Consider the following 3,736-nt stretch of genomic DNA (forward strand, 5'->3'; position numbering starts at 1 on the left):
GTCCGGGCCCGGTGCGCGCGGCTGAGCGTCCCGACCGACGGGGAGCCGTTGCGGCTGACGCTCAGCGCGGGGGTCGCGACCCTGGCGCCCGGCGGCTCGGCCGACGACATGCTGCGTGCCGCCGACCACGCGATGTACGCGGCGAAGGACGCCGGCCGCGACCAGGTGGTCCGTGCGGCGGAGCCGTCGACGGCGGAGCCGTCGCACCGCTGACGCTCACCGGAGAGCGCCCCGACCGCCGGTCGGCGAGGAGGAGCGCCTCAGGCCCACTCGAGGAACGGGTCGCCCGCCGACACGGTGTCACCCGGCTGGGCGTGCCGTGACAACGTGCCCGCCTGCGCGTCCAGCGCGACGACCGGGCACACGGACGACCGGCCCCCGGCCTCGACGGCGGCCGGGTCCCACGTGACGAGGACCTGGCCGGCGACGACCGCGTCGCCCTCCGCGACGAGCAGCGTGAACCCCTCCCCGCCGAGCTGCACGGTGTTGATGCCGAGGTGCACCAGCACGCCGCGCCCGTCGGCGGTCTCGAGGACGAAGGCGTGGGCGTGGAGCTTCGCGACGGTGCCGTCGACGGGTGCGACGACCTCGGCGGGCGCGTCCCGCCGGGGGTCGACGGCGAGGCCCGGGCCGACGTACTCGCCCGCGAACACCGGGTCGTCGACCTCCGTCATCGCGACGACGCGTCCGGCGACGGGCGCGAGGATCGGCAGGGCCATCAGCGCAGGTCCTCGATGTCGGAGGCCAGCGTGTCGGCCTCGGGCCCGACGACGACCTGCACGGCGACGCCCGAGCGGACGACGGCGATCGCCCCGGCGGCCTTGAGCGCGGCGTCGTCGACGCGCGACGGGTCCTCGACCTCGACGCGCAGCCGCGTCACGCACGGCTCCAGGTCGAGGACGTTCGCGTCGCCGCCGAGCGCCGCGAGGATCTGCGCTGCCTTGCTCATCGTGGTGCTCCTTCGTCCGGGCGCCGGTCGGGGACCGGCGGGGTCACATCAGGTCGTCGAGGTCCGTGGCGATCGTGTCGGCGTTCGGGCCGACGACGACCTGCACGACACGGCCCGAGATCATCACACCGAACGCGCCCGCGGCACGCAGGGCGGCCGCGTCGACGCGGGCGGTGTCCCGGACCAGCGAGCGCAGCCGGGTCGTGCAGGGCTCGATCTCGTCGATGTTCTCGACGCCGCCGAGCGCGGCCAGGATCGCCGCGGCCTGCTCCATGCCTTCCGGTCTCATGGCCGTTCTCCTCGTGCTGCCGTGGCGGCGGGAGCGTGCCGCGTCGTCGTGGGGGGCGTCGCCGGGTCGACGGCGGGGGTCGGGACGTCGGTGCGGGCGCCGTCGTCGCCGTCGGGCGCACGCCGGCGCGGCACGAGCGAGGGTCGCGGCGCACGCAGCGGCACCCAGACGCTGTACCGGTCGGCCCGGTAGCAGGAGCGGGAGTACATCGTGGCGCCCTGCGCGCTGTAGGTGCGGCGGGCGGCCCGCAGGACCGCGCGACGGTCGCCGAGGCCGAGCAGCGACGCCTCGGTGTCGGTCGCGTCGTCGGCGGAGAGCGTGTCCTCGCCCCACTCCGGGGCCAGGCCGCGGGCACGCAGCGCGTCGTACATGCTGGGCGGCGCACCACCGTCGAGCAGGTCGGGCGCGAGGGCGGCGGGGACCCAGACCTGCTCGATGCTCATGGGGTCGCCGTCGGCGCTGCGCACGCGGTACAGGTAGTGCACCTTGGCGCGCGGCTCGAGCTCGAGGGCGGCGGCGACGTCGGGCGTCGCGGCGACGGTCTGCGCCGCGAGGACGGCCGTGGTCGGCTCCATGCCGCGGCGGCGCATCTCCTCGCCGAACGTCGTCAGGCGCATCTCGAAGTCCATGCGCTGGGGGGCGACGAACGTGCCCCTGCCCTGCTCGCGGACCAGGACGCCCTCGGTGACGAGCGCGTCGACGGCCTGCCGGACGGTCATCCGGGACAGGCCGAACTGCTGGCACAGCGTGCGCTCGGACGGGATCGCGTCGCCGACGCGCAGGCCCTGGGCCACGAGCGCGACGAGGTGGTCGCGGACGGCGAGGTACTTGTGCGCGACGGGCGTGTCGTCGGCGTCGTCGCCGCGTGTCGGCTCGTCGTCGGCCCGCTGGTCCGCGTCCAGGTCCACTCCTCAGAACGGCTCGGCGGGCCGGCCTCCCCGGTGACCGGGGGGCTCCGCGTCGTCGCGGTGTGACCCTTGACACATGATGAGGTCTAGACCACTCTGTGCGCAACTGGTCCAGACCAGGACACAGCGCGGCGCTCCACGACGCATCGGGTCCGCCGCCGGTCCCTCCCCCTCGGCCCCGCACGTCATCGACCCTCAACGAGGAGTGCTCCATGACCACCGCCGTCGTCGACCCCGTCGACACCCCGCGCAAGGGGATCCCCGGCCTCCCGCAGCTCCAGCGGATCGGCCGCTCCCTCATGCTCCCCATCGCGTCGCTGCCCGCGGCGGCGCTCCTGCTGCGCCTCGGGCAGGACGACATGCTCGGCGTCGCCGGGCTCGGCGCGCACGCCGACTGGCTGCTGCCCGTCGCCGCCGTGCTCGCCTCGGCCGGCAACGCGCTCTTCGCCAACCTGCCCCTGCTGTTCGCGCTCGGCGTCGCGGTCGGCTACGCCCGCAAGTCCGACGGCTCCACGGGGCTCGCGGCGGTCATCGGGTACCTGGTGTTCAAGGGCGTCACGACCGCGCTGTCGCCGTTCGTCCTCGGCCTCGCCGACGAGGGCGAGAAGCAGGAGCTCATCGACTACGGCGTGCTCGGCGGCATCGTCATCGGCCTCGTCGCCGCGCTGCTCTACCAGAAGTACTACCGGATCAAGCTCCCGCCCTACCTGGCGTTCTTCGGCGGCCGCCGGTTCGTGCCGATCGTCACGGCGGGCGCGGCGATCGTCATCGCAGTCGTCGCCGCGCTGATCTACCCGGCGTTCGACACCGTCTTCACGGCCGTCGGCGAGTGGGTCACCGGCTCGACCATCCTCGGCGCCTTCGTCTACGGCACCGCCAACCGCCTGCTCGTCCCGATCGGCCTGCACCACCTGCTCAACTCGCTGCCGTGGTTCCAGTTCGGCGAGTACACCGACGCCAACGGCGACGTCTGGAACGGCGACATCGCGCGCTTCCTGCACGGCGACCCGACCGCGGGCACGTTCATGACGGGCTTCTTCCCGATCATGATGTTCGCCCTGCCCGCCGCCGCGCTGGCCATCGTGCACACGTCGAAGGCGAAGAACCGCAAGGTCATCGCGGGCATCATGGGCTCCGCCGCGCTGGTCTCGTTCGTCACCGGCGTGACCGAGCCGCTCGAGTTCGCGTTCGTCTACGTGGCGTACCCGCTGTACGCGATCCACGCGGTGCTCACCGGCACGTCGCTCGCGCTCACCAACGCGCTCGGCATCCGCGACGGGTTCGGGTTCTCGGCCGGCGCGATCGACTACGTGCTCAACTTCCGGATCGCCGAGCAGCCACTGCTGCTCATCCTCATCGGGCTCGGGTACGCGGTCGTCTACTACTTCCTGTTCCGCTGGGTCATCACGCGGTGGAACCTGCGGACCCCGGGTCGCGACGACGACGACGTCGCGCCCGTCGACCCGACCGCCGACGTGGTCGACGTCCCGTCGCCGCGGACGGACAAGCCGGCGCCGCCCGCCGTGGCCGCGACGCAGGCGATGGCACCGACCTCCCCGTGGGCCCAGACGGGTCTCCAGCCGACGACGC

General features: G+C 73.8%; 6 protein-coding genes. 2 read left to right on the forward strand and 4 right to left on the reverse strand.

Annotated features, from left to right (window positions below):
- Positions 1-213, forward strand: a 213-nt coding sequence (locus HGA02_RS12885; protein ID WP_168679344.1) for a GGDEF domain-containing protein, incomplete at its 5' end; no start/stop codon positions are given.
- A gap of 47 nt (positions 214-260) precedes the next feature.
- On the opposite strand, the gene HGA02_RS12890 is transcribed toward HGA02_RS12885, so the two are convergent.
- Genes HGA02_RS12890 through HGA02_RS12905 form a run of 4 tightly spaced genes read right to left on the reverse strand, consistent with a single transcriptional unit; the run spans position 261 to position 2,146 of the window.
- Positions 261-719 (reverse strand): PTS sugar transporter subunit IIA, encoded by a 459-nt coding sequence (locus HGA02_RS12890; protein ID WP_168679345.1) that lies wholly within the window; start codon positions 717-719, stop codon positions 261-263.
- On the reverse strand, positions 719-949 hold the full coding sequence (locus HGA02_RS12895) for a PTS sugar transporter subunit IIB (RefSeq protein WP_162352401.1): 231 nt from the start codon (positions 947-949) through the stop codon (positions 719-721). Before HGA02_RS12895 ends, HGA02_RS12890 begins: the two co-directional genes overlap by 1 nt.
- Before the next feature lie 43 nt (positions 950-992).
- On the reverse strand, positions 993-1,238 hold the full coding sequence (locus tag HGA02_RS12900; protein WP_168679346.1) for a PTS sugar transporter subunit IIB: 246 nt from the start codon (positions 1,236-1,238) through the stop codon (positions 993-995).
- A complete protein-coding gene (locus HGA02_RS12905) occupies positions 1,235-2,146 on the reverse strand; it encodes a GntR family transcriptional regulator (RefSeq protein WP_343035468.1) in 912 nt (303 codons plus the stop codon). The genes HGA02_RS12900 and HGA02_RS12905 overlap by 4 nt, the downstream gene beginning before the upstream one ends.
- 212 nt (positions 2,147-2,358) lie before the next feature.
- On the opposite strand from HGA02_RS12905, the gene HGA02_RS12910 reads away from it, so the two are divergent.
- Positions 2,359-3,736, forward strand: a 1,378-nt coding sequence (locus HGA02_RS12910; protein ID WP_168679347.1) for a PTS transporter subunit EIIC, incomplete at its 3' end; no start/stop codon positions are given.

This window comes from Cellulomonas septica (genome assembly GCF_012396155.1).
GTDB classification, from domain to species: Bacteria; Actinomycetota; Actinomycetes; order Actinomycetales; family Cellulomonadaceae; genus Cellulomonas; species Cellulomonas septica.

Bases quoted from the DNA above. Each gene is read 5' to 3' on its own strand.
- HGA02_RS12890 (WP_168679345.1), bottom strand. From the start codon at position 719: ATGGCCCTGCCGATCCTCGCGCCCGTCGCCGGACGCGTCGTCGCGATG.
- HGA02_RS12895 (WP_162352401.1), bottom strand. From the start codon at position 949: ATGAGCAAGGCAGCGCAGATCCTCGCGGCGCTCGGCGGCGACGCGAAC.
- HGA02_RS12900 (WP_168679346.1), bottom strand. From the start codon at position 1,238: ATGAGACCGGAAGGCATGGAGCAGGCCGCGGCGATCCTGGCCGCGCTC.